The sequence below is a fragment of the Thauera sp. ZXT1-4 genome, assembly GCF_052598215.2.
Map to the genome: position 1 here is coordinate 12830 of NZ_JBQWSN020000011.1, position 20665 is coordinate 33494.

The window sequence follows — 20665 nt, forward strand, 5'->3', positions numbered from 1 at the left end:
TCACGCATGAACCTGAAAAACCGCTACCGCATCCTGGTCGTCGACGACGACGCGCGCCTGCGCGAGCTGCTTTCGCGCTATCTCCAGGAACAGGGATTCGCCGTGAAGGCCGTCGGAGACGCGCCGATGATGGATCGTGCGCTGCACCGCGAGCACTACGACCTGATCGTGCTCGACCTGATGCTGCCCGGCGAGGACGGGCTGGCCATCTGCCGGCGCTTGCGCGCGGCGGAAAACCAGATCCCGATCATCATGCTGACCGCCAAGGGCGATGATGTGGACCGCATCGTTGGCCTCGAGATGGGCGCGGATGACTACATCGCCAAGCCATTCAACCCGCGAGAACTCGTCGCCCGCATCCAGGCCGTCATGCGCAGGCAACCACAGACGCTGCCGGGCGCCCCTGCTGCCGAAGACGAGGTGGTCTCCTTCGGCCGCGTGGCAGTGAATCTGGGCACTCGCATCCTGGTGCGTGACGGTGAGGCAATCCAGCTCACGACGGGCGAATTCTCCTTGCTGAAGGTCCTGCTCACCCACCCGCGCCAGCCCCTGTCGCGCGACAAGCTGATGGAACTGGCCCGCGGCCGGGAATACGGCGTCTTCGATCGCGCCATCGACGTACAGGTTTCGCGCCTGCGCAAGCTGGTCGAGGACGACCCGGCCAAACCGCGCTACATCCAGACCGTCTGGGGTTTCGGTTACGTTTTCGTGCCCGACGACCCGAAAGCGGGCACGAAGGAGCAGGACGCCGACACCGGCCAGGCCGAAGATTCGGCCGCAGGCTGAGCCGGCAGCAATGGTCCGGCACAAGGCTGCCACCGCGCAGGGCACGGCGGGCGAGCGCCGCCCCGGTCCGCGGCCACGGACCCTGCTCGGCCAGACCTTCCTGCTGATTGCGCTGCTGCTGATCCTCACCCTCGGTATCTGGTCGCAGATCTTCCGCTATTTCCAGGAACCCGCGCGCGCGCGCGATGTGGCGCAGATGGTCGTATCGGTGGTGAACCTCACCCGCACCGCGCTGATCAACGCCGACCTCGAACGGCGCATGGACCTGCTGATCGAGCTCGCCGCGCTGGAAGGAATCCGCATCTACCCCGCCGAGGCCAGCGACGAGTTGATGCCGCTTCCCGATACGCGCCCGATGCGGCTGCTGACTGCGGACGTGCGCCGCCAACTGGGCGAGCACACCCGATTTGCAACCCGATGGAAGTCGCTTGACGGCTTCTGGGTGAGCTTCCGGCTCGATCCGGACGACGCTCATGACGAATACTGGGTCATGCTGCCTCCGGAGCGCATCGACAGCCCAGACAACCTCGACTGGCTTGGATGGGGCAGCGGCGCCTTGCTTGCTGCACTGGTCGGCGCGTACCTGATCGTGGCCCACATCAGCGCACCGTTGCGACAGCTCGCAGGTGCGGCGCGCCTTGTAGGACAAGGGGAACGCCCCCCTCCGCTCCTGGACAATGGCGCCGAAGAGATCGCGGTCGTGGCCCGCGCCTTCAACCAGATGGCAGGGAACCTCGCGCGCATGGACGAAGACCGGGCCCTGATCCTCGCCGGCGTGTCGCACGATCTGCGCACCCCCCTCGCCCGCCTGCGTCTGGGCATCGAAATGTCCGGCGCGCCGGAGAGCGAGGTGAGCGCGATGGTGACCGACATCGAGGAAATGGACCGGATCATCGGGCAGTTCCTCGACTTCGGCCGTGGCGACCCTCAGGAGAGCCCGCACCCGACCGACCTCGCCCAGCTCGCACGCGAAGTCAGCGAGCCCTATCGCCTGCGTGGCGTCAACATCCGTCTCGATGCGCCGGAGCCGGTCTTCGCCCCGGCGCGGGCCCTCTCGATCCGCCGCGCCCTAGCCAATCTGATCGACAATGCGTTGCGCTACGCGGAAGGGAACACCGGCCTGGATCTGAAGGTCGACCGCGCCGACGGCTTTGCATGCATCGAGCTCGCCGACCGTGGACCTGGCATTCCGGAGCATGAGGTCGAACGTCTGCGACAACCCTTCACCCGGCTCGAACAGGCGCGCTCGAACACCAAGGGCGCCGGTTTGGGGCTGGCCATCGTGGACCGGGTGATGCGTGCCCACCGCGGGCGGCTCGACCTGCTGGCGCGCCCGGGAGGCGGCCTGCGCGCCGTCCTGTGCCTGCCGCTGCCGGAGAGCGTCGGCGAACACGATAGAATGCACCCTGTCACGAACGGCGATCGTCAGAAATCATGAAATTCCTCTTCGACCTGCTACCGGTCATCCTCTTCTTCGCCGCCTACAAAATCGGTGGCGCAAACCCCGAAGCCACCCATGCCATCGCGAGCGGCTGGCTTGGCGACGGCATCGCCCCCACCCAGGCACCGATCCTCATTGCAACCTTCGTGGCCATCCTCGCCACCTTCCTGCAGATTGCGATCGTTTGGCTCAAGCACCGCAAGGTCGACACCATGCTCTGGGTCAGCCTCGCGATCATCGTCGTCTTCGGCGGTGCGACGCTGTTCTTCCACAACCCGACCTTCATCAAGTGGAAGCCGACCGCCCTGTACTGGATGTTCGGCACGGTGCTGCTCGGCTCGGCCACGCTGCTGCAGCGCAACCTCATCCGCAAGATGCTCGAAGCGCAGATCAAGCTGCCCGACGAAATCTGGGGACGCCTGAATCTCGCCTGGGCCGGTTTCTTCATCGCGATGGGCCTGCTGAACCTGTATGTCGCCTACAGTTTCAGTGAGGAAACCTGGGTCAATTTCAAGATGTTCGGCGGCATGGGGCTGATGCTTGCCTTCGTGCTCGGCCAGGGCTTTTATCTGTCCCGCTACATGGAAGAGGAAACCAACTGATGTACTACGCTCTGATCGGAGAGGATGCGCCCGGGGCGCTGGAGACACGCCTGGCGGTTCGCCCCGAGCACCTCGCCAGGCTCGAAGCGCTGCGCGACGCGGGCCGCCTGCTGCTGGCCGGCCCGATGCCGGCGATCGACAGCCCCGACCCAGGCCCGGCCGGATTTGCCGGCAGCCTGGTCGTGGCGGAGTTCGACTCGCTCGCCAGCGCCGAAGCCTGGCTCGCCGAAGACCCCTATGTACGCGAGGGCGTATTCGCACGTACGCGCGTGCACCCCTTCCGCAAGGTCCTCCCATGAGCGCGGAGACCGCTGCACGCATCCACACGATCCTGGCCGAGCGGTTGTCGCCGCAGCAACTCGAGATCCTGGATGACAGCGCCCTCCACGCCGGGCATGCTGGCGCGCGCGACGGAGGTGGGCATTACCGGGTTTTCATCGTGTCGGAAGCATTCGAAGGCTGTAGCAGAGTGCTCCGACAGCGTATGATCTACGACGCGCTTGGCGACATGATGAAGAGGGATGTCCATGCCCTCGCCATTCGCGCGCTTTCGGCCACCGAGGCCAACTCACAAGCAAACTGAAGGAATCTCCATGAAACATTTTCCGAGCCGTCTCGCCATCACCCTGCTCGCCGGCTTCCTCGCCCTTCCCGCCGTCGCTGCCGACTCTGTCGCCAAGGTGAACGGGGCCACGATCCCCGCTGCCCGCGCTGAGGCCATGCTCGCCGAACAGCGTGCCCAGGGCGCTCCCGAGGGAGAGCAGCTCCGCAATGCGGTGCGCGAGGAACTCATCCGCCGCGAGGTACTGAGCCAGGAAGCGGGCAAAAAGGGTCTGGACAAGAAGGCAGACGTGAATGCGCAGATGGAGTTGGCACGCCAGGCCATCCTGATCCGCGCATACCTGCAGGAATACGTGCGCACCAACCCGGTCAGCGAAGCCGACCTGAAGAAGGAATACGAGGCGATCAAGGGCCGCATGGGCGACAAGGAATATAAGCCGCGCCACGTCCTGGTCGAAACCGAGAACGAAGCCAAGGCCATCATCGCCCGCCTGCAGAACGGCACGCCGTTTGAGGAAGTCGCCAAGGATTCGCGCGACCCCGGTTCGCGTGAGCGCGGCGGCGACCTGGGCTGGAGCAACCCCGGCATGTACGTGCAGCCGTTCTCCGAAGCCATGGTCAAGCTGGAGAAGGGCAAGTACACCAGCACTCCGGTCAAGAGCGACTTCGGCTACCACGTGATTCAGCTCGACGATGTCCGCGACGTACAGGCGCCTCCCTTCGAGGAAGTGAAGGCCCAACTCGAGCAGCGCCTGCAACAGCAGAAAGTCGAGCGCCACGTTCTCGAACTGCGCGAGAAGGCGAAGGTCGAGTAAGTACGCTGGCAGCCCCTTTCGGGGCTGGCAGATGACGCTGTGGGGCGGGGAAACCTGCCCCTAGGTCAGGAAAGGAAACGCCCGCCCGGTACATGCCGGACGGGCGTTTCCTTTTGCCCCTTCTGCAGGTAGCGATCCGACCGAAGGCCCCGGTAGGACCGGGGCCCTGCGGATCAGAACTGTTCTTCGCTCAACTCGAGCGCGCCTGCAGCACCATTCACCACCGTGTAGGCCAGGCCCGAAGCCTGCGACAGCACATGATCCGCATAGAAGCGTGCGGTGACGATCTTGGCCGTGTAGAAGCCCGCATCGCCCTCACCCGCTTCGAGCTTGCGCTTGGCGACCAGCGCAGCGCGGGCCATCTGCCAGCCGCCGGTGACGATACCGAGCAGCTTCAGGAACGGCACCGAGCCGACCGAAGCGGCCTTGATGTCCTTGGCGTAGGTTGCAAGGATGTAGGCCACCGCCTCTTCTACCGCGGAGATGCCCGTCTTGAGCGAGCGCGCGATGGCGGCGAAGGACGCATCCTGAACGCCCTCGAGTTCGGCTTCCACGGCGCGCATCATCTGCACCACGGCTCCGACGGTGGCGCCGTTCTCGCGAGCGATCTTTCGTCCGATCAGGTCATTGGCCTGGATCGCGGTCGTGCCTTCGTAGATGGTGGTGATGCGGGAGTCGCGGAAAAACTGGGCCGCTCCGGTTTCCTCGATGAAGCCCATCCCGCCATGAACCTGCACGCCGTCCGAAGTGACGTCGATCGAATTTTCGGTGCACCAGCCCTTCACCACCGGAATCATCAGATCAACGAAAGCCTGGCTCTGGACACGCACCGCTTCGTCCGGGTGGCTGTGTGCCTTATCGGTTGCGGCGCCGACCACGTACGCGAGCGCACGCATGGCCTCGGTCCGGCTCTTCATGTTCATGAGCAGGCGGCGGACGTCAGCGTGGTGGAGGATGCTGACCTTGGGGCCACCGCGCACGCCGGCCTCGGTTCCCTGGATGCGCTCCTTTGCGTACTGCAGCGCATGCTGGTAGGCGCGCTCGGAGAGTGCAAGACCTTCCATGCCGACCGCGAAGCGGGCTTCGTTCATCATGATGAACATGTACTCGAGGCCGCGGTTCGGCTCACCCACCAGGGTGCCGATCGCGCCACCGTTGTCACCGAACGCGAGCACCGCGGTCGGGCTGGCGTGAATGCCGAGCTTGTGCTCGATCGACACGCAGTGCACGTCGTTACGGGCGCCCGGGAGCCCATCGGCGTTCACCATGAACTTGGGCACCACGAACAGCGAGATGCCCTTGACGCCCTCGGGGGCGTCCGGCAACCGCGCCAGCACGAGGTGAATGATGTTGTCGGTGAGGTCGTGCTCGCCGTAGGTGATGAAGATCTTCTGCCCGAAGATCTTGTAGGTGCCATCCCCCTGCGGCTCGGCGCGGGTGCGTACCGCAGCGAGATCCGAGCCTGCGTTGGGCTCGGTCAGGTTCATCGTGCCGGTCCACTCACCCGAGATCATCTTCGGCAGGTACATGTTCTTCTGCTCGACATTTCCGCGCAGCATCAGTGCTTCGATCGCACCGTTGGTAAGCATCGGGCACAGCGAGAAGGCCATGTTGGCCGACTTCCACATCTCCATGACCGCCGTGGCGAGCAACTTCGGCAGGCCCTGACCGCCGTACTCGGGCTCGCAGGCAAGCGCAGTCCAGCCGGATTCGGCAAACTGCTTGTAGGCGTCCTTCCAGCCCGGTGCAGTGGCCACTTCGCCGTCGTTCCACTTCGCGCCTTCCTGGTCACCCGTCCAGTTCAGGGGCGCCAGCACGCCGCTGGCGAACTTGTCGGCCTCTTCGAGGATCGCATCGACCAGATCTGCCGAGACTTCCTCGTTACCCGGCAGCTTCACCACTTCGTCCAGTCCGGCAAGCTCTTGCATGACGAACTGCATGTCGCGGATGGGGGCGTTATATTGACTCATGATTTTTTGGCGCTCCGAAATTGTTTAGAAAGCCTTACTTGTTGAGCAGATAGCGTCGATCGTCGAACGCAGCGACCCACTCCGGCCGATACACCACCATCAGCGTGATCACCGCGCCGCTGATCCAGCCCTCGGAAAACCCGAGCAGCAGGAAGAAGGGCAGGTACTCTTCGAGCAGGAATCCCGCCGGGTACGCGCCTGCAAGGGCGAGCGAGGCCGCAGCGATCCCACCCTGCAGCATCACCGTCAACGCAGCGCCGGCGAAGCCGACCACGAACACGAAGATGAAGAAATGCGCGGGCAACACCCGTTCGGCCAGGTACCGGATCCCATTCGCGATGAGCACGGGCAGCAGCGCCATCAGAACGAAATTCACGGGCCAGTCCGCAAGCCCGATGCCACCGTTGGCGAGCACCCCCAGCAGCGCCAGGCTCATGCTCACGACGGCAAGCCACGCGCCCAGGACCAGGGTTGCCGCCATGGCGCCGAGCAGATGCAGGTTCAGCCCCGGCTGAACCCCTGCCTTCATACTCCACACCAATGTCAGCGCCACCGCGAAGCCCAGCACCAGATGCAGCTTCGTGGCTTCGCCCAGCCTGCTCCATGGCGCACGACGCGCGGTCAGGTACAGACCGAGCATCGCGATAATCAGCAGCCCCCCCTGCCACGCCGCCGGATAGAGGGAGGCCGGGAGGTCCATGCTGATTGCCCTGCGGACCCGCTCAGAGCGCGCCGGTCAGTTCCGGCACCACCTGGAACAGGTCGCCCACCAGGCCATAATCGGCCACCTGGAAGATCGGCGCGTCCGGATCCTTGTTGATCGCGACGATCACCTTGGAGTCCTTCATGCCGGCCAGGTGCTGGATCGCGCCCGAGATGCCCACCGCGATGTAGAGCTGGGGCGCCACGATCTTGCCGGTCTGCCCGACCTGGTAGTCGTTCGGGCAGTAGCCCGCATCGACCGCCGCGCGGCTCGCGCCCAGTGCCGCGCCGAGCTTGTCCGCCAGCGGCTCGAGCAGCTGGTGGTAGTTCTCACCGCTGCCCAGGCCGCGACCACCCGATACGATGACCTTGGCCGCACCCAGCTCCGGGCGCGCGCTCTTGACGATCTCGCGCCCCACGAGCGCAGTCACGCCCAGGTCCGCCGCAGCGGCGACGGCCTCGACCGGCGCGGCATTGCCGTCGCCCGCCGCGTCGAAGGCGGTGGTGCGCACGGTGATGACCTTGACCGCATCGGCGCTCTTGACCGTGGCCAGCGCGTTGCCGGCGTAGATCGGGCGCACGAAGGTATCGGCAGATTCCACCGCGACGATGTCGCTGATCTGCGCCACATCGAGCAGCGCAGCCACGCGCGGCAGCATGTTCTTGCCCGCCGGCGTGGCCGGGGCGAGGACATGGCTGTAGCCAGCGGCGAGGCCCTTCACCAGCTCGGCCACGTTCTCGGCCGTCTGCGCTTCGTACTGCGGCGCATCGCACACCAGCACCTTGGCCACACCGGCGATCTTGGCCGCGGCTTCGGCCGCCGCGCCGCAGCCCGCACCGGCCACCAGCACGTGAAGGTCGCCCCCCAGCCGGGAGGCAGCGGTCACGGTGTTGAGGGTGGCCGCCTTGATCGATTGGTTGTCGTGTTCGGCAATGACGAGAATGGTCATGATTTCAGATCACCTTCGCAACGTTCTTGAGTTTGTCGACCAGCTGCGCGACGTCCGCCACGCGTTCGCCCGCGCTGCGCTTGGGCGGCTCGGACACCTTCAGCGTGCTCAGCCGGGGCGCCACATCCACGCCCAGATCCTCGGGCTTGACGGTCTCCAGCGGCTTCTTCTTCGCCTTCATAATGTTGGGCAGCGTGGCGTAACGCGGCTCGTTCAGACGCAGATCGGTGGTCACCACCGCCGGCAGCTTGACCGACAAGGTCTCCAGGCCACCGTCGATCTCGCGCGTCACCGAGGCCTTGCCGTCGGCGATCGCGACCTTCGAAGCAAAGGTGGCCTGCGGCCAGCCCGCGAGCGCCGCCAGCATCTGACCGGTCTGATTGGCATCGTCGTCGATGGCCTGCTTGCCGCACACGACCAGGCTCGGCTGCTCCTTGTCGCACACCGCCTTCAACAGCTTGGCGACAGCCAGCGGCTGCAACTCGACGTCGGTCTCGACCAGGATGCCGCGATCGGCACCGATGGCCATCGCCGCGCGCAGCGTCTCCTGGCAGGCGCCCACGCCGCAGCTGACCGCCACGACCTCGCTGGCGACACCGGCCTCCTTCAGGCGCACGGCCTCCTCGACGGCAATTTCGTCGAAGGGGTTCATGCTCATCTTCACATTGGCCAGATCCACGCCACTGCCATCGGCCTTGACGCGCACCTTGACGTTGTAATCCACGACACGCTTGACGGGTACGAGAACTTTCACTCTGCCGCACTCCTCTCTGATTTCTGACTGGACACCGGCTCTGCAGACCGGACGAATCGATTATGTCACCGCGCTCCACCGATGGCACTGCTGCAGGGCAACATCGCCATACGGAAAAGTATCGCGCATACGGTAGCGTATGGCCCCGGAATCGTCAATACTACGGCGTATGGAAACAAGCGCCAAGAAACCCCGTACCCAGCTCGACCGCGACGCGTGGATCGCGGGCGCGACCGAAGTGCTCGCCGAGGAAGGCATCGCCGGCCTGCGCGTGGAGGTGCTGGCAAAACGGCTGAAGGTCACCAAAGGCAGCTTCTACTGGCACTTCACCGACCGCCGCGACCTGCTGATGGCCGTACTCACGCACTGGAAGGACGGGCGCATCCGCGACATCATCAAGCAGACACGGGCGCAGCCTGGTCGCGAGCTGGAGCAGATCTACCACGTGATCGACGTGTATAGCGCCAGCCGCAGCCGGCGCGGCATGATGATCGAACTCGCTGTCCGTGACTGGGCGCGCAGGGACGCCGAAGCCGGGGCGATCGTGGCCGAGGTGGACGACGTGCGCCTGCGCTGCGCGCGCGACCTCTTCCTCGCCTGCGGGGTGCCGATGGAAGAAGCCTCCAGCCGCTGCATGCTGCTCTACGCCTATGTGTTCGGCGTTTCGCTGATGATCTACGATAAATTCGACAGTGACGTCGGGCGGCTCAAGCGCGACATCGCCGACCTCATCGCACGCTCCAGCGCCTGTCGCCAGACAGGTTGACTCAGCGCGGGCGCCAGCCACCCAGCGTCTCCTGCACGTTGCGCCCGGTGGTCTCGACTACCTCCTCCTCCGTGATGTCCCGCAGCCCGGCGAGCACCTGTGCATAGCGGGCAAGGTTTTCCGGCAGATTGCGCTGGCCAGGCGCCCACGCTGGCGGAATATCGGGCGCATCGGTCTCGAGCACGATCGAGGACAAGGGCAGCGTGCGCGCCAGCGCGCGAATCCGGCTGGAGCCCTCATAGCTCATCGCCCCGCCGAAACCGAGCTTGAAGCCCAGCGAAATGAAGATCTCCGCCTGCTGCCGGCTGCCGTTGAAGGCGTGCGCGATGCCGCCGCAGATGCCCGCACGGCGCAGCTCGCGCAGAATCGGGTCCACCGCCCGCCGCACATGCAGGATGACCGGCAGTCCGTGCCTGCGTGCAAGACGCAGCTGCGCACGAAAGAATTCCAGCTGGCGCACCGGGTCGACATCGGCGACGAAGTGATCGAGACCGATCTCCCCCACCGCATGCGCCTCGCCCGCGGCCAGGTGGGTGTCGAGGATCTCGAGGTCTTCCATCGCGGCCCGCATCACATACAGAGGATGGATCCCGAGCGCGACACACACATCCCGGCGGGCGGCGGCCAGGGACAGCAGCCCGGCGAAACCTTCCCGCGCCACGCCGGGCACCACGAAGCCGCGCACCCCGACCGCACGCGCACGCTCGATGAGCACGGTGCGGTCCGGGTCGAACTCGGCAGCATCGAGGTGGATGTGCGAATCGATCAGCATCGACTGCCCCCTCCGGAGCGGGCTGGCCCTTGCGCGACGCTGCGCCTTCAGCGCCCGCGGAATTCGGGTTTGCGCTTCGCCACGAAGGCGTCGATCCCCTCGCCCGCATCCTCGCACATCATGTTGCACGCCATGGTCTCGGAGGCGAGCTGATAGGCTGCATCGAGTCCCATCTCGAGCTGCTTGTAGAACATCTGCTTGCCCATGCGGATCGCCAGCGGCGACTTGGCGAGGATGGATGCGCACAGCCGCTCGACCTCGGCATCGAGCTCATCGGGCGGCACCACACGGTTCACCAGCCCACGGCGCTGCGCCTCGCGAGCATCGATGAAGTCGCCGGTGACGAGCATCTCGAAGGCCTCCTTGCGCCCGACGTTGCGCGACAGGCCAACGCTGGGCGTAGCGCAGAACAGGCCCACGTTGATCCCGGACACCGCGAAGCGCGCATTCTCGGACGCCACCGCCAGATCGCACATCGACACCAGCTGGCAGCCAGCCGCGGTGGCGATGCTGTGCACCCGGGCGATCACCGGCTGCGGCATCTCGGTCAGCTTCATCATGAACTTGCCGCACAGGCGGAAGAGTTGCTGGTGGAAGGCGAGCGCGTGGTTCGAGCGCATTTCCTTGAGGTCGTGGCCCGCGCAGAAGGCCTTGCCCTCGCCCGCGATCACGACCGCACGCACGCTCTCGTCCCGCGCGATGTCGTCGATGGCGCCAATCAGCGCTTCGAGCATCGCCATCGACAGCGAGTTGAACTGCTGCGGCCGGTTCAGAGTGAGCGTGGCGATGCCGCCTTCGTCGCGGCGCAGCAGGATGGGTTCGTTCGGACGCTCTTCGTGTGCAGTCATGACGGGTCTCCTCCGTAAGGTGTCGGTCCCGGAGCCTTCGCTCCGATGGAAGTTAACGTTAACGTCAATTGCCCCGTTGCACCAGCCCCTCGCATCCTGTCTCGCCTGTCATGTCGCGGCCAAGGATCTGCATCCACTCCCCAAGCCTCTGGACGAGCCCGCCCACCGCCTCGCGATGGGCCAGCACCCCCCCTGCTGCATCGGCGCTCGGTGCGGGCGCCGCAAGCTCGAAGGCACGCGCAGCAAGGACGCGATCTCCACGCGCGGGCAGCAGACTGGCCCGCACAAGAACCTCCACCCGGCTCATGCCTGCACCGTCAAAGCGCTGAATGAACTCATCGAGTTCGATGCGCAGGCGGCACCCGCCGTTGCCCTCGAGCGAACCCAGGCTGCGGGCAAGGGCCTGGCGCAGCATCGCCGGCGGCGAAGACACCCAGCGGCTATGCACATAAACCCGCCGTTGGGCCGGATCGGAGGCATCGAGCCGGTACTGCATGGCAGACGACGCAAGCCAGGGCGCCGCCGTCACCTCGATCCGGACGGGCGCAAACGCCTCATCCAGACCGCGCGGGGCGAAAGGTCCGAGATCGTACTGCGCCATGACTGCCGGCTTGGGCACGATTGCGGAACAGGCACCGAGCAGCCAGGCGAAGAGCGCGACCAGCAGGGTGCGAGCCAGCGGAGCGGGAAGATTCATCATGCGTTCCTGATAGCAATTCGGTCGGAACACGAAGGCACGCAGACTGACATCATCACCGTCCTTCGAACCCCGGCTCGCCCGGCCCCGGCAAGGCCGCAGCACGGCCAGTGAGCAGGATCTGCGGGGAGGTTTCGATCTCCTCGGCAAAACGCCCGAGCCGATGCGCAGTGCCCACGAGCTCACGGAGCAAGGTGTTCAACTGCGGCAGCGTCTCACCCGCCAGCCCCTGCGCAGTCGAGGTGGCGGCCTCGTCCAGACTGGAGGAAACCACCTCGAGGCGCTGCATCAGGCGGCGCAGGTCGGCCAGCGCCGGACTCACCTCTGCGGCCGCAGCATCCGCCCGCAACAGCAGCGATGAAAGCCGGGCGACGTTGTCCTCGCTCAGCACGCGCCGCAGGGAGGCGAGCGTCTCCGGCAGTTCGCCGACACTACGATCGAGGCCAACTGCAGCCGATTCGAGCCTCGCCAAGGTATTGCGCAGGCGCGCGCTGTTCTCGTCGTCCAGCAGCGCATTGATGCGTTCGCCCAGCGTCTGCATCTGCTCCAGGGCGGCGATCGCGCGCACCCCGAGCACGTCGACCAGACCGGGGCGCAGGGTAATGCGGGCATCCGCACCCTCTCCTTCAGCGAGCGGCCGCGGATCGTCCCCCCGATCATCGAGCTGGACGAAGGCCAGGCCGGTCACCCCCATGGTGCCGAGCGAGGCCGTGGTGCCGCGGGTGACGGGGACGTCTGCGCGCACGCGCACACGGATGATCAGATTGCCTGGATCCTCCGGGTCGATGTGGATGGCGCGCACATTGCCGACCGCAAGACCGCGAAAGCGCACCCGCGACTGCTCGGCCAGCCCGTTGATGTCCCCTCGCGCCACGAGCACGAACTCCCGCGTCGCCTCCCGTTCCTGGGAGAACCACCACACCGCGAACACCACCCCTGCCCCCAGCACGAGGGCAAACAGACCGGCAGCGAAGGCGTATGCCCGGTTTTCCATCTCAATGCACTCCCCTGACGCGCTCCAGCGCCCGGCGTCCATTCTCGCCCAGGAAGAAGCGCTGCACGAAAGGATGATCCACCTTCAACGTCTCTTCCAGCGTGGCAAAGCTCACGATGCGGCGCTCGGCCAGCACGGCGACCCGGGTCGCCATGGCGGCCAGGGTGTCGAGGTCGTGCGTGACCAGCACCACGGTCAGCCCCAGCTCCGCATGCAGCGAGCGGATCAGGCGCACGAAGGCCACACTGCGATCGGGATCGAGCCCGGCCGTGGGTTCGTCGAGCAACAGCAGCTCCGGCTCCAGCGCCAGCGCCCGTGCCAGCGCGGTCCGCTTGACCATGCCGCCGGAGAGTTCGGCTGGCATCAGCAGGGCGTGCTCGGGCTCCATCTCCACCATCGCAAGCTTGAGCGCGACCAGATCGCGGATTTCGGCCTCACTGACCATACCAAGTTCACGCAGGGGAAAGGCAATGTTCTCGAACACCGTGAAGGCCGAGAACAGCGCCCCCTGCTGAAAGAGCACACCGAAGCGCTGGCGCCGTGCCAGGCGTTCGGCCTCGCTGCCCGCGTGCAGGGGTTCGCCGAACAGTTCGACCTCGCCCGATTGGGGCCGGGTGAGCCCGATGATGTGGCGCAGCAGCGTGGTCTTGCCGCTACCCGACCCGCCGACCAGCGCAACGATCTCGCCACGTCGGATGTCGAGGTCCAGGGCCTCGTGCACCACGTTGCGCCCGAAGCGGGTAAGGATGCCGCGCAGGGATACGACCCGCTCGCTCATTGCCGCCCTCATACCGGAAGGCCGATCGACCGGGTGGCGATCGCGAACACGGCATCGACCAGGATCACCACCGTGATCGCCGACACCACCGAGGCCGTGGTGTGCGAAGACAGGCTTTCGGTGTTGGGCTGCACGCGCAGGCCGAAGTGGCAGGCGATGAGCGCGATCAGCAGCCCGAACACCGCGCCCTTCGCCAACCCGATGTACAGGTTCGCCACCGGCACCGCATCGGGCAGCGCGGTGACGAAATACTGGAAACTGAGGTCAAGCTCAACCCATGCGGACACCCAGCCGCCCAGCAAGGCCATGGCCGAGGTCCACAACACCAGCAGCGGCATGGCGAGGGTGAGCCCGAGCACCTTTGGCAGCACCAACCGCAGCGAGCGCGACACGCCCATCGCGGCAAGCGCGTCGATCTCCTCCGTCACCCGCATCACACCGAGTTGGGCCGTCATCGCGGAGCCGGAGCGCCCGGCCACGAGCACGGACACCAGCACCGGTCCAAGCTCACGGATGATACCCATCCCGAGGATATCCACGATGAAGGCATCTGCACCGAAGGTCCTGAGTTGCAGCGAGGACAGGTAGGACAGCACTACCCCGATCAGGAAGCCCACCAGCGCGGACACCGGCATCGCTTTCACGCCGACCTTGTGCACCGTCGCCGAGATCTCCAGCAGCGGCCACTGGCGTGGGTGTTGCAGCAGATGCAGCAAATCGAGAAACAGCGTCCCGAGCAGTGCTAGGAATGCACGCAGGTGCGCGAGGAATGCGATCAGCGTCTCCCCGAGCAGGCGTATCGCCTCTACGGGACCGCCTCGCCTCGCCACGGGTAGAGGGTGTGCATCCGCCTGGGCGATGCGAGCGATGATCGTACGCTGAGCCTCGCTCGCCTGCAGGCGCGCAGGCCAGGCGCGCCCCCAAGCCTGCCAGATCAGCGTGGCACCGAAGCTGTCCAGGCGTGCAAGCTCCAGCAAGGACCAGGCCGTGCCTCGAGGAACGGAGGCCAGGCGCTGGCGCAGCGCAGGCAGATGTGGCGCAAGGCCGCGCAGGGTCCAGTCGCCCCGGAGGCGGGCACCCGTCTCATCGACCACGAGCACCCGGTTCATGCGCGTGCCCGCGGCCGTTCAGGGGGCGACCGGGGTGCGCAGGCTCAGTGCGCGGATGTAGAGCGAGCGCCCTACGCCCTGCCACTGGCGGCGCTCCTCTTCCAGCGCCACCGCGGTCAGGGGAAGTTTCTGCAGCCAGCCTGGCGCGGCGGTCAGGCTGAACCCCCTGCCCTCGCGCAAGAAGGTCACTGGCGGCAAGCCCCGTGCGTCGCGCGCCCGGTGGATCACCACCGCGAGGCGCAGACAGGCGATCAACAGCCAGTCCACACTGCCCGGATCGATCGCCGAGGCCACGCGCTCCAGCTTGCCCCGATGCGCCAGCACGAGCCGGGCCAGGCGCGCCTGGTCCATGCGCGAGAAGCCCGGCATGTCGGCATTGCCGACGATGTAGGCGCTGTGCTTGTGATAGCTGGAGTGCGCAACCGAAATGCCGATCTCGTGCACCATCGCCGCCCAGCGCAGGAAGCGTTGGTCGTCCCCTTCCGGGTCGCTCATTCCGGGCTCGAGCTGCGCAAGCAGATGACAAGCGGTGTCTGCAACCTGCTGCGCCTGCCGCACATCGACGCCATAGCGGCGCACGAAGGCGCTGATCGTCGCGTCGCGAAGGTCATGGTGGTGGTAACGTCCGAGCAGGTCGTAAAGCACGCCGAGGCGCAAGGCGCCTTCGGAGAACACCATCTGCTCGAGCGCGAACTCCTTGAACACCGCGCTCATGATGGCGAAGCCGCCGAGGATCACCGGCAACCGGTCGCCCTTGAGCCCGGCCAGATCGAGCGCGTCGATGCTGCCCGCGCGCAACAGCAGGGCCTTGAGCTTCTCGAGGCCCTCGCGCGTGATCCCGCCGGACGACAAACCGTTCTGCTCCAGAATCTCGGCCAGCGCCTTGGCGGTGCCGCTCGAACCGACGGCCTCCTCCCAGCCCGCTTCGCGATAGGCGGCAGAGATCGTCTGCAGTTCACGCCGCGCCGCAAGTTCCGCCTCCTTCATTCCGCGCTTGTCGATGCGCCCATCGGGGAAAAACCTGAGGCTGAAGCCGACGCAGCCCATGTAGCGCGACTCCAGCAGCAGCGGCTCGAAGCTCTTGCCGACGATGAACTCGGTCGAGCCGCCGCCGATGTCGACCACCAGCTGCTGCTTGTGCGGATCGGGCAGCGTGTGCGCAACGCCGACATAGATCAGCCGCGCCTCCTCGCGCCCGGCGATGACCTCGATCGGGAAGCCGAGCGCCGCCTCGGCGCGGATCAGGAACTCGGGTGCGTTCTTCGCCACCCGCAGGGTATTGGTTGCCACCGCACGCACGCGCCCGGGGGGGAAATCGCGCAGGCGCTCGTGGAAGCGCTGCAGGGCAAGCACGCCGCGCTGCTGCGAGGCAAGGTCGAGCTTCTTGTCGGGCGATAGACCGGCGGCGAGGCGAACGGCCTCCTTCAGCCCGTCGAGCGGATAGATCTGGTCGTTGACGATACGCCCCACCTGCAGGCGGAAGCTGTTCGAACCCAAATCGATCGCTGCAATCAGATCTCGCATCGTTATCCCGTCTGCAGGCGTCCCCAGGGACGCGAGGCCCGGATTCTATCACCGCGGGCCGCTGGATCGTTGCGTGCAAAACTTCTTCGAAGCCGCGCCCGATCTCGCCTGGAGCGGAAATCATCGTCATGAAGATGCAACGAAAGTGTCACATAATCCCGAAGCACGCACCGCCCCGGAAAACGCCATGAACATCGCCCGAAACACGCTGCTTACCCACCCCGCCGAACACTTCCTCAACCGCGAACTCTCGCTGCTGCAGTTCCAGCGCCGGGTTCTGGCGCAGGCTGCCGACCCCGACGTGCCGCTACTCGAGCGCCTGCGTTTCGTCTGCATCGTTTCGAGCAACCTCGACGAATTCTTCGAAATTCGCGTCTCGGGCATCAAGGAGCAGATCCGCGTCGGCAGCCGGAAATCGGGCGAAGACGGCATCACCCCCACCGAACTGCTCGCCCGCGTTTCCGATGAGGTGCATGAGATCATCTCCGACCAGTATGAGATGCTGAATGACGACATCCTTCCCGCACTGGAGCAGGAAGGTGTCGTATTCCTCCGCCGCAGCCTGTGGTCGGAGGCACAGCGTGCGTGGATCCGCGATTACTTCATGCGCGAGGTGATGCCGGTGCTCACGCCGATCGGACTGGACCCCGCCCACCCCTTCCCGCGCGTGCTCAACAAGAGCCTGAACTTCGCCGTAGAACTGGAGGGGCGCGACGCCTTCGGGCGCGACTCCGGCGCCGCGATCGTGCAGGCACCACGCGCCCTGCCCCGTGTCATCCGCCTGCCCCGCGAACTCTGCGAGCAGGAATACTGCTTCGTCTTCCTGTCGTCCGTGCTGCATGCTCACGTCAGCGAGCTCTTCACCGGCATGCGCGTGCTCGGCTGCTACCAGTTCCGCGTCACCCGCAACTCGGACCTTTTCGTGGACGAGGAGGAGGTCAAGGATCTACGCGCATCGCTCAAGGGCGAACTGCAGCAGCGCCACTTCGGTGATGCGGTGCGGCTCGAGGTCGCCGACAACTGCTCCGATGAGATGGCGAGCTTCCTGCTGCAGCACTTCCATCTGACCCCCGACGACCTGTACCGCACCCCGGGCATTGTGAACCTCGTGCGCCTGATCCAGGTACCGGACTGGGTGGATCGCCCCGTCCTCAAATACACGCCCTTCGTGCCGGGCCTGCCCAAGACGCTCGACAAGCGGCGCAACATCTTCACCGCGATCCGCAGTGGCGACATCCTGCTTCATCACCCCTTCCAGAGCTTCGCACCGGTCATCGACCTGCTGCGCACCGCCGCAGACGACCCACAGGTGCTCGCGATCAAGATGACGGTGTATCGCACCGGCACCGACTCGGTGCTGATGGAGCACCTCGCGCGCGCCGCACAGAAGGGCAAGGAAGTCACCGTCGTGCTTGAGCTCATGGCGCGCTTCGACGAGGAGGCGAACATCACGCTCGCCAACCGGCTCGAGGAGGTCGGCGCGCACGTGGTGTACGGCGTCTTCGGTTACAAGACCCACGCCAAGCTGCTCATGGTCGTGCGCCGCGAGGAAGACGGGCTGCGGCGCTATGTGCACATGGGCACCGGCAACTACCACCCGCGCACGACCCGCTTCTACACCGACTTCGGCCTGATGACCTGCAACGCCGAAATCGGCGACGAGGTGGCGACGGTGTTCAAGCAGCTCACCGGACTGGGCAGGGCGAGCGAACTCCGTCACCTCTGGCAGGCGCCGTTCGCGCTCCAGCCCAGGGTGGTGGAGGCGATCCGCCGCGAGGCGGAGATCGCGCGCGAGGGGCGGCGCGGGCGCGTCATCGCCAAGATGAACGCGCTGCTCGAGCCGGAAACCATCGAAGCGCTGTACGAGGCCTCACAGGCAGGCGTGGAAATCGACCTGATCATCCGCGGGCCTTGCGCGCTGCGTCCAGGCGTGCCGGGCCTGTCGGAGAACATTCGCGTGCGCTCGGTGGTCGGCCGCTTCCTCGAACACCACCGCATCTTCCACTTCCATGCCGACGGCAAGGATCTGATGTATCTGTCGAGCGCCGACTGGATGGACCGCAACTTCTTCCGCCGCATCGAGATCGCCTTCCCGGTGCTCGATCCGCGCCTGAAGCGTCGCGTGATGAAGGAAGGCCTGCGCCCCTACCTCGGCGACAACTGCCAAGCCTGGGAGATGCTGCCGGACGGCAAGTACCGGCGCAAGCACGCGCGCACCGTGCGCCGCTCCGCGCAGCTGATCCTGCTCAACGAACTCGCCGCCAGCAGCTGAGCGCGGCACCGCAGGCCGGGCCCGCCGCAACAGCGAGTCCGGTGGGCGCGCGGCTCATTTGCGCTGCGCGTCGATCACCCCCGGCACTTCGCGGATCAGCGTGATCGCCCGCTGCGCCTGCTTGATGCCCCCCACTTCCATGGTGAAGCGCATGTAGGCCGTGCCCTTCTTGGTCAGGGTGTTGACGGCGATCACGTTCAGCTTCTCGCGCGACAGCACCTCGGAGATGTCGCGCAGCAGGCCCTGGCGGTCCCCCGCCTGCACGTTGATGTCGACCTGGTACAGCGCAGTCCGGGTGTCGTTCGCCTTCTCGCCCCACTCGGCCGGAATCACCCGTTCCGGGTGCTGGCGGGCGAGTGTCTGGAAGTCGGCGCAATCGACACGGTGGATGGAGATGCCACGCCCGCGCGTGACGAAGCCTTCGATTGCATCCGGCGGCGCGGGCTTGCAGCAGCGCGAGAGCGAAGTCATCAGCTTGCCCACGCCCACGATCAGGATCTTGTCCTGGTTGTCGCCGGAACGGCTGCGGCTGACGACGAACTCCGGCTCGTTCCCGGCCGGAGTTTCGGGTGCGCTGCCCTCGCGCAGCGCGGTCTGCACCGCCCTCGGGCCCACCTCTCCACGTCCGGCGGCGAGATACAGCGCCTCTGCGTTCTTGAAGCCCAGGCGCTCGGCCAGGCCGTCGATATTGGCCTGTCCGTGGCCGTCGCGCTGCATCTCGCGGGTCACGAAGCTGCGCCCGCGCGACAGCAGCTCTTCCTCGTCGAGCTGGGCAAAATACTGCTTGATCTTGTTGCGCGCACGCGAGGTGGCGACATAGGCCTGGCGCACATCGAGCCAGTCGCGCGACGGGCCGCCTTCCTTGGCGGCGACGATCTCGACCGTCTGTCCGCTCTCGAGCTGCGTGTTCAGCGGCACCAGGTGGCCATCGACCCTGGCGCCACGACAGTGATGACCGAGGTCGGTGTGCAGCCGGTAGGCGAAATCGACCGGGGTCGCGCCACGCGGCATGTCGATCACCTTGCCCTGCGGGGTCAGCACGTACAGCGTGTCGTCCAGCGAGGCACGCTTGAACTGCTCCATCCAGTGCGCGGAGTCCGTGACCTCGTCGCGCCACGAAAGCAGGTTGCGCAGCAGGGCGATCTTCTCGTCGTAGTCACCCCCCTCCTTCGCACCTTCCTTGTAGCGCCAGTGCGCGGCCACACCGAGCTCTGCATGACGGTGCATGTCATAGGTACGGATCTGCACCTCGAGCGCCCGACCGTCGCCCGCCAGCACCGCGGTATGCAGCGACTGGTAGTTGTTGCCCTTGGGCTTGGTGATGTAGTCGTCGAATTCCTTGGCGATCGGCTGCCAGATCTGATGCACGATGCCCAGCACCGTGTAGCAGTCCTTGATGTCGTCCACCAGCACCCGCAGCGCGCGGATGTCGAACACCTGCGAGAAATCGAGCCGCTTCTTCCGCATCTTGTTGTAGATGCTGTAGATGTGTTTGGCGCGCCCGGTGATCTCGGCCTGGATGCCGACGCCGGCGAGCTCGCTGCGCAGGCGCTCGATCGCATCCTGGATGAACTGCTCGCGTTCGATGCGGCGCTCGTCGAGCATCTTCGCGATGCGCTTGTAGGTCTCTGGCTCGATGAAGCGGAAGGACAGATCCTCGAGCTCCCACTTGAGCTGCCACACCCCGAGCCGGTTGGCGAGCGGCGCATAGATATCGAGGCTTTCACGCGCAATCTCGACCCGGGCGTCCCCCGGCAGATCGGTGTGGAAGCGCAGCGTCTGCGTGCGCGAGGCCAGGCGAACCAGCACCACGCGGATATCCTCGACCATCGCCAGCAGCATCTTGCGCAGCACTTCGGTCTGTGCGCGGATCTCGGGTGCGGTGGCATTGGTCGTGAGCCGGGTCAGCACCCGCAAGCCGTTCAGCCGGTGCAGGCCACGCACCAGATCGGCAACCGCACTGCCGAAGCGCGCGCCGATCTCCTCGGCGGGCTCATCGAGCTCCTCCCACGCCGCAAACAGCAGCGCCGCCAGCCGCGTCTCCGCATCGAGGCGCAGCGACGCGGCGATCAGGGCTGCCCCGATCGCATGCGTCCAGGTCGATTCGCCGGTACCGAGGACCTTGCCCTCGTACAGTTCGGCAATCCACTCCAATGCGGATTCAAGGCGGTCACGCTCGATCGGCGCGAGGCCGTCGGCGAGCTTGTCAATGGGCGGTGCGGTATCGCCCTGGGCGATGGCATGCGTCACGGAAACCATGGCGCCGATTATCCCACATTGGGCATCCGGAAGCGCTGCGGTAGCATACCGGTCAGCCACTCGGA

The 20665-nt window shown here is 66.0% G+C and carries 20 protein-coding genes; 8 read left to right on the forward strand and 12 right to left on the reverse strand.

Annotated elements, in window-relative coordinates:
* Positions 1-6 precede the first annotated feature (6 nt).
* From ompR to ACUH78_RS10330, 6 genes are read left to right on the forward strand one after another with little or no spacing between them, the layout of a single operon-like run.
* A complete protein-coding gene (ompR, locus tag ACUH78_RS10305; RefSeq protein ID WP_418362687.1) occupies positions 7-786 on the forward strand; it encodes an osmolarity response regulator transcription factor OmpR in 780 nt (259 codons plus the stop codon).
* Between the two features lie 10 nt (positions 787-796).
* On the forward strand, positions 797-2224 hold the full coding sequence (locus ACUH78_RS10310) for an ATP-binding protein (RefSeq protein WP_445333451.1): 1428 nt from the start codon (positions 797-799) through the stop codon (positions 2222-2224).
* Positions 2221-2829 (forward strand): septation protein A, encoded by a 609-nt coding sequence (locus tag ACUH78_RS10315; protein WP_418362685.1) that lies wholly within the window; start codon positions 2221-2223, stop codon positions 2827-2829. The genes ACUH78_RS10310 and ACUH78_RS10315 overlap by 4 nt, the downstream gene beginning before the upstream one ends.
* Positions 2829-3128: a YciI family protein gene (locus tag ACUH78_RS10320; RefSeq protein ID WP_445333450.1), complete on the forward strand. Its 300-nt coding sequence runs from the start codon at positions 2829-2831 to the stop codon at positions 3126-3128. The genes ACUH78_RS10315 and ACUH78_RS10320 overlap by 1 nt, the downstream gene beginning before the upstream one ends.
* On the forward strand, positions 3125-3412 hold the full coding sequence (locus tag ACUH78_RS10325; protein ID WP_435749823.1) for a BolA family protein: 288 nt from the start codon (positions 3125-3127) through the stop codon (positions 3410-3412). The genes ACUH78_RS10320 and ACUH78_RS10325 overlap by 4 nt, the downstream gene beginning before the upstream one ends.
* 10 nt (positions 3413-3422) lie before the next feature.
* Positions 3423-4205 carry a peptidylprolyl isomerase gene (locus ACUH78_RS10330; RefSeq protein ID WP_418362682.1) on the forward strand — a complete coding sequence of 261 codons (783 nt, stop codon included), beginning with the start codon at positions 3423-3425 and terminating at the stop codon, positions 4203-4205.
* Positions 4206-4378: 173 nt separating this feature from the next.
* On the opposite strand, the gene ACUH78_RS10335 is transcribed toward ACUH78_RS10330, so the two are convergent.
* From ACUH78_RS10335 to ACUH78_RS10350, 4 genes are read right to left on the reverse strand one after another with little or no spacing between them, the layout of a single operon-like run.
* Positions 4379-6175, reverse strand: coding sequence for an acyl-CoA dehydrogenase (locus tag ACUH78_RS10335; protein ID WP_418362681.1), 1797 nt, complete (start codon positions 6173-6175; stop codon positions 4379-4381).
* A gap of 34 nt (positions 6176-6209) precedes the next feature.
* Positions 6210-6875: an energy-coupling factor ABC transporter permease gene (locus ACUH78_RS10340; protein ID WP_418362680.1), complete on the reverse strand. Its 666-nt coding sequence runs from the start codon at positions 6873-6875 to the stop codon at positions 6210-6212.
* A 22-nt stretch (positions 6876-6897) separates the two neighbouring features.
* On the reverse strand, positions 6898-7827 hold the full coding sequence (locus tag ACUH78_RS10345) for an electron transfer flavoprotein subunit alpha/FixB family protein (protein WP_418362679.1): 930 nt from the start codon (positions 7825-7827) through the stop codon (positions 6898-6900).
* A 4-nt stretch (positions 7828-7831) separates the two neighbouring features.
* Entirely contained in the window at positions 7832-8581 is a 750-nt protein-coding gene (locus ACUH78_RS10350) for an electron transfer flavoprotein subunit beta/FixA family protein (protein WP_418362678.1), read from the reverse strand.
* 169 nt (positions 8582-8750) lie between these two features.
* Between ACUH78_RS10350 and ACUH78_RS10355 the strand changes: the two genes are divergently transcribed.
* Positions 8751-9347: a TetR/AcrR family transcriptional regulator gene (locus ACUH78_RS10355; RefSeq protein ID WP_418362677.1), complete on the forward strand. Its 597-nt coding sequence runs from the start codon at positions 8751-8753 to the stop codon at positions 9345-9347.
* Position 9348: 1 nt separating this feature from the next.
* On the opposite strand, the gene ACUH78_RS10360 is transcribed toward ACUH78_RS10355, so the two are convergent.
* The 7 genes from ACUH78_RS10360 to ppx all read right to left on the reverse strand — a co-directional run bounded on the left by ACUH78_RS10360 (position 9349) and on the right by ppx (position 16069).
* Complete coding sequence (locus ACUH78_RS10360) at positions 9349-10119, reverse strand: TatD family hydrolase (RefSeq protein ID WP_445333449.1); 771 nt, start codon at positions 10117-10119, stop codon at positions 9349-9351.
* 47 nt (positions 10120-10166) lie between these two features.
* Positions 10167-10967: an enoyl-CoA hydratase gene (locus ACUH78_RS10365; protein WP_418362675.1), complete on the reverse strand. Its 801-nt coding sequence runs from the start codon at positions 10965-10967 to the stop codon at positions 10167-10169.
* A 64-nt stretch (positions 10968-11031) separates the two neighbouring features.
* Entirely contained in the window at positions 11032-11667 is a 636-nt protein-coding gene (locus tag ACUH78_RS10370; RefSeq protein WP_418362674.1) for an ABC-type transport auxiliary lipoprotein family protein, read from the reverse strand.
* Between the two features lie 52 nt (positions 11668-11719).
* Positions 11720-12658 carry an MlaD family protein gene (locus ACUH78_RS10375; protein WP_418362673.1) on the reverse strand — a complete coding sequence of 313 codons (939 nt, stop codon included), beginning with the start codon at positions 12656-12658 and terminating at the stop codon, positions 11720-11722.
* A 1-nt stretch (position 12659) separates the two neighbouring features.
* The gene (locus ACUH78_RS10380) at positions 12660-13436 is read right to left on the reverse strand and encodes an ABC transporter ATP-binding protein (RefSeq protein ID WP_418362672.1); all 777 of its coding nucleotides are present in this window, start codon (positions 13434-13436) and stop codon (positions 12660-12662) included.
* Between the two features lie 8 nt (positions 13437-13444).
* A complete protein-coding gene (locus tag ACUH78_RS10385; RefSeq protein WP_418362671.1) occupies positions 13445-14545 on the reverse strand; it encodes an MlaE family ABC transporter permease in 1101 nt (366 codons plus the stop codon).
* Positions 14546-14563: 18 nt separating this feature from the next.
* Positions 14564-16069 carry an exopolyphosphatase gene (gene ppx, locus ACUH78_RS10390; RefSeq protein ID WP_418362670.1) on the reverse strand — a complete coding sequence of 502 codons (1506 nt, stop codon included), beginning with the start codon at positions 16067-16069 and terminating at the stop codon, positions 14564-14566.
* Between the two features lie 187 nt (positions 16070-16256).
* Here ppx and ppk1 point away from each other — a divergent pair, with 187 nt between their 5' ends.
* On the forward strand, positions 16257-18341 hold the full coding sequence (gene ppk1 / locus ACUH78_RS10395; RefSeq protein ID WP_445333447.1) for a polyphosphate kinase 1: 2085 nt from the start codon (positions 16257-16259) through the stop codon (positions 18339-18341).
* Between the two features lie 54 nt (positions 18342-18395).
* On the opposite strand, the gene ACUH78_RS10400 is transcribed toward ppk1, so the two are convergent.
* A complete protein-coding gene (locus ACUH78_RS10400; RefSeq protein ID WP_445333446.1) occupies positions 18396-20600 on the reverse strand; it encodes a RelA/SpoT family protein in 2205 nt (734 codons plus the stop codon).
* Between the last annotated feature and the right edge of the window lie 65 nt (positions 20601-20665).